The sequence below is a fragment of the Enterococcus sp. DIV0660C genome (assembly GCF_017316125.1).
Taxonomy (GTDB): domain Bacteria; phylum Bacillota; class Bacilli; order Lactobacillales; family Enterococcaceae; genus Enterococcus_B.
Genome location: NZ_JAFLWA010000049.1, coordinates 1 through 4311 on the forward strand (window position 1 = coordinate 1; position 4311 = coordinate 4311).

The 4311-nt window shown below is 36.2% G+C and carries 5 protein-coding genes; 1 reads left to right on the forward strand and 4 read right to left on the reverse strand.

The annotated features are described in order from the left end of the window. Window positions 1-70: 70 nt before the first annotated feature. From DOK81_RS11635 to DOK81_RS11650, 4 genes are all read right to left on the reverse strand, one after another. Window positions 71-547: a glutathione peroxidase gene (locus tag DOK81_RS11635; RefSeq protein WP_206911055.1), complete on the reverse strand. Its 477-nt coding sequence runs from the start codon at window positions 545-547 to the stop codon at window positions 71-73. Window positions 548-640: 93 nt separating this feature from the next. Beyond that, window positions 641-1099, reverse strand: a complete 459-nt coding sequence (locus tag DOK81_RS11640; protein WP_206911058.1) for an S-ribosylhomocysteine lyase — start codon at window positions 1097-1099, stop codon at window positions 641-643. A gap of 116 nt (window positions 1100-1215) precedes the next feature. Then, window positions 1216-2367 carry a cystathionine gamma-synthase gene (locus tag DOK81_RS11645; protein ID WP_206911060.1) on the reverse strand — a complete coding sequence of 384 codons (1152 nt, stop codon included), beginning with the start codon at window positions 2365-2367 and terminating at the stop codon, window positions 1216-1218. Between the two features lie 11 nt (window positions 2368-2378). Beyond that, complete coding sequence (locus DOK81_RS11650) at window positions 2379-3296, reverse strand: cysteine synthase family protein (RefSeq protein ID WP_206911061.1); 918 nt, start codon at window positions 3294-3296, stop codon at window positions 2379-2381. Between the two features lie 427 nt (window positions 3297-3723). On the opposite strand from DOK81_RS11650, the gene efp reads away from it, so the two are divergent. Next, the gene (gene efp, locus DOK81_RS11655; protein WP_206898609.1) at window positions 3724-4287 is read left to right on the forward strand and encodes an elongation factor P; all 564 of its coding nucleotides are present in this window, start codon (window positions 3724-3726) and stop codon (window positions 4285-4287) included. Window positions 4288-4311: the final 24 nt, after the last annotated feature.

Genomic DNA, 4311 nt, shown 5'->3' on the forward strand with positions numbered 1-4311 from the left:
GCCACGCAACGGTAAAAAAAACAGATGAGCAATTAAGCTCATCTGTTTTTTTGTATTCTTTTTACTATGATTATTCAGCAAGAAGTTTCTCAATGTCATCAACCATTTTTTCAGGAGAAGTTTGTGGAGCAAAACGTTTAACGACGTTCCCATTTTTATCAATTAAGAATTTAGTGAAATTCCATTTAATTGCATTGGTCATGGTACCTGGTGCATTTTCCTTCAAATAGGCGAATAATGGATCAGTAGTTTCTCCATTCACTTCGACTAATTGATGCATCGGAAATGAAACTCCATAAGTCGTTCGACAAGCTTGTGCCGCTTCTTCAGCAGAATCTAGTTCTTGTTTAAATTGGTTAGACGGAAAGCCTAAAACAACCAATCCTTTTTCTTTATAAGTAGTGTAAATTTGTTCAAGTTGTTCAAATTGTGGTGCAAGTCCGCATTTTGTTGCAGTATTAACGATGATCATTGGATGATTCTGGTAGTTGCTTAAAGAATAAGTGGTTCCATTTTCTAAAGTCGCATCAAAATCATAAACTGTCATAAAAATTCTCCTTTACGAATTGAGTAAGTACACATTTATTATAGAACAAAAAAACTGAGAAGCTTATGTAAAAGCTCTCAGTTTTTTGTTCAATTATGCAAAGACTTCAGACCATTCGTCGCGTTTTGCTAAGAATTTACGTGCTAACTCTTGTGCACCTTCTAAAGTATGGCTTGCAGCCCAACCACATTGTGTTTCATTACTTGCAGGCACTTCAGTAGCTTCAAGTACATCATTCATTGTCTTTTCTAAAACATCTAGTACATCATCATAGCTTTCATGATTTAGCACAGTTAAGTAAAATCCTGTTTGGCAACCCATTGGAGACCAGTCCACAATGTAGTCAGCATGATTACGAATTAGTTCAGCAGTTAAATGTTCAAGTGAATGTAAGCTGGGCATATCCATATGCTCTTTGTTTGGTTGCTTGAAGCGTACATCGTATTTAATGATTACATCACCATTTTCACCAGTTTTGCGATCTGCAACACGGATATAAGGTGCTTTTACTTTTGTGTGATCTAGATTGAAACTTTCAACGTTCATTTTCATGTAAATTACCTCGATTCATTTTTTGTTCAGTGGTGATAGCTAAATTCTAACATTTATTTGGACTAAGTTGTAGGTACATCCATGATTTTTAACCTTATTTCTATAAATAAGAGCATTTACTTAGTGATTTTTATTTTATCAAGCGCTTGAGTTAAGTCTGCTAATAGATCCTCTACATGTTCGATACCTACAGAAAGACGAATCAATCCATCTTTGATTCCCGCTTTTTCCCGTTTATCTTTTGGAATAGAAGCATGTGTCATAATCGAAGGAACTTCAACTAAACTTTCCACGCCGCCTAAACTTTCTGCTAGAATAAATAATTTTAATGATTCAACAAAAGGTACTGCTTCTGCATCTTCTTTTAAGTCAAAAGAAACCATACCGCTGAAACCACTCATTTGTGCTTTTGCAATCTGATAGTTTGGATGGCTTGTTAGTCCAGGGTAATAAACAGTTTCAACAGCTGGATGATTTTCAAGAAAATTTGCTACTGCCAAAGCATTTTTTTGATGTGCTTCCATTCGCACACTTAGAGTTTTGATCCCTCGTTGGATAAGCCAACTATCCTGAGGGCCTAAGACTGCGCCTATCGCATTTTGTAAAAAACCAATTCTTTCTGCTAATTCTGCTTTATTAGTGGTGACTAAACCAGCAACAACATCACTGTGCCCGCCGAGATATTTTGTTCCACTGTGAACGACGATGTCTGCACCAAGTGCTAGTGGCTGTTGGAAATAAGGTGTCGCAAATGTATTGTCAACAATCGTTAAAAGATCATGTTTTTTTGCTATGGCAAGACTGGTTTTTAAATCAGTGATTTTAAGAAGTGGATTACTTGGTGTTTCAAGGTAGAGTGCTTTAGTGTTTGACTGAATCGCTTGTTCAATTTGGTTAAGATCACTTGTATCAATAATTGTGTACACTAAGCCAATTTTAGAAAATACTTTATCAACTAGTCGAAAAGTTCCGCCATAAACATCATCACCAAGTAAGACGTGATCACCGGGTTCAAATAGCGAGAAAACCGTATGGATTCCTGCCAAACCGGAGGAGAAGGCAAAACCTTGAATTCCGCCCTCAAGGTCTGCAATTAGTTCTTCCAATGCGAACCGTGTAGGGTTACCTGAACGAGAATACTCGTATTTTTTTGGTTGACCAACACCATTTTGTCGATAAGTGGATGTTTGATAAATTGGAACGCTCACGGCACCTGTAGTTTGGTCTTCACTAATACCACCATGAATTAATTTTGTTTGAATATGCATGATAATTCCTCCTATAAATAAATGTTTTTTGAAAGATAACGGTCACTTGCATCTGGGAAAATAGTTACGATTGAGCTTCCTGCTGGCAATCGTTGTGCTTCTTTGAGTGCTGCTGCAAAGGCGGCACCACTTGAACTGCCAACTAATAATCCTTGATTCTTAGCCAAAGCACGCGTGTAATAAAATCCTTCCTCATCTGAAATAGTTTCAAAACGAGTAATAGGTAAGGAGTCAAGAAATGGAGGAATGAATTCCACACCAATTCCTTCGATTTCATGAGAACCTGCTTTACCACCATTTAAAATCGAGCCCTCCGGTTCCACACCAATTAGTTGAATATCACTTAGTTGTTCCTTAAGATAACTTGCTGTGCCAGAAAAAGTACCTCCACTACCAATTCCGGCTACAAAACTATCCATTTTTCCTGCTAGTTCGTCAACTAATTCTGGCCCGAGTGTGTGATAATAAGTGGCTGGATTATCAGGATTTTCAAATTGTTTTGGTAGATAAACGTTTTCTAATTCAGCTGCTAATTCCTGGCTTTTTTTGATAGCACCGAGCATTCCGAGCGAAGTAGGTGTATGAATGATCTCTGCACCTAACGCTTTCATAAGCTGTTGTTTTTCAATACTAAACTTTTCTGGTACTACAAAAATCGTTTTTAAACGATAATTTAAAGCAGCTAAGGCTAACCCAATTCCGGTATTGCCGGCGGTTGGTTCAATGAATATTGTATCTTGGTTGATTTTTCCAGTTTTCAATCCTTGCTCAATCAAATAAAGACCTAGTCGATCTTTGACGCTACCTCCAGGATTCAAATATTCAAGTTTTGCATAGATTTTAGATCCTTTTGGTATTGCATATGCATTGTGTGTAAATTCAAATAAAGGTGTTTTGCCAATATAGTCTTGAATCCTTGTTAATATCATAGCTTCCTCCTAAAAAATTCGATAAAAAAGGAGCTGACTATTAAATCAGCTCCTAACTATCATAAATTAATCATGTATTCCAAGAGAATACACGTAAATTATGAAGGGCAGTTAATAGACACGACAAATAGTATGCTGCTTTTTTGCACCATACAACAACAAGTAGTCAATTGGACAAAGTTGTGTTGTTTGATCATCATGTCGTTCCTCCAGTAATATTTTCATCAAAAATAGCATGAAAAAATATCAGAGTCAAAGTATTTGATGGTTTTTAGTGATAGGAATAATTGAATAGGGTGCATGATAAAGTGGATCACAGAAGCAAATGAAGAAGTGTTGCTAGATAAAAATGAAGATTTGCTAGTCTTATCCACTGTTGTTTGATACAATAAAAAAGATGATGATAAACAAAAAAGGAGCAATTTAAATGATTTCAGCAAGCGATTTAAAAGCCGGTATGACATTTGTACAAGATGGAAAATTAATTAAAGTTTTAGACGCAAGCCACCACAAACCCGGTAAAGGAAATACGGTTATGCGTATGAAACTAAAAGATGTTCGTTCTGGTGCAACATATGATACAACTTTCCGCCCAGAAGAAAAATTTGAAAAAGCACACATTGATACAAAAGCAGTTCAATACTTATACACAATGGATGATACAGCATTCTTCATGGATTTAGAAACATATGAACAATATGAAATTCCTGTTGAAACAGTTGAAGAAGAAATGAAATACATCTTAGAAAATATGGAAGTAAAAATCCAATTTTTCGGTAGCGAAGTAATTGGTGTACAATTACCAACAACTGTTGTTTTACGTGTTGTTGAAACACAACCTTCAATCAAAGGTGCAACAGTAACTGGTTCAGGCAAACCAGCGACAATGGAAACTGGCTTAGTTGTCAACGTTCCTGACTTTGTTGAAGTAGATGAATTATTAGAAATCAACACAGCTGAAGGTTCTTATATCAAACGTGCCTCAAAATAATGAAAGAAAAAAAGTGCCGCAAAG

Excerpts from the sequence above, each read along its gene's own strand:
- DOK81_RS11650 (WP_206911061.1), bottom strand. The coding sequence starts at position 3,296 with ATGATATTAACAAGGATTCAAGACTATATTGGCAAAACACCTTTATTT.
- DOK81_RS11640 (WP_206911058.1), bottom strand. The coding sequence starts at position 1,099 with ATGAAAATGAACGTTGAAAGTTTCAATCTAGATCACACAAAAGTAAAA.
- DOK81_RS11645 (WP_206911060.1), bottom strand. The coding sequence starts at position 2,367 with ATGCATATTCAAACAAAATTAATTCATGGTGGTATTAGTGAAGACCAA.
- efp (WP_206898609.1), top strand. The coding sequence starts at position 3,724 with ATGATTTCAGCAAGCGATTTAAAAGCCGGTATGACATTTGTACAAGAT.
- DOK81_RS11635 (WP_206911055.1), bottom strand. The coding sequence starts at position 547 with ATGACAGTTTATGATTTTGATGCGACTTTAGAAAATGGAACCACTTAT.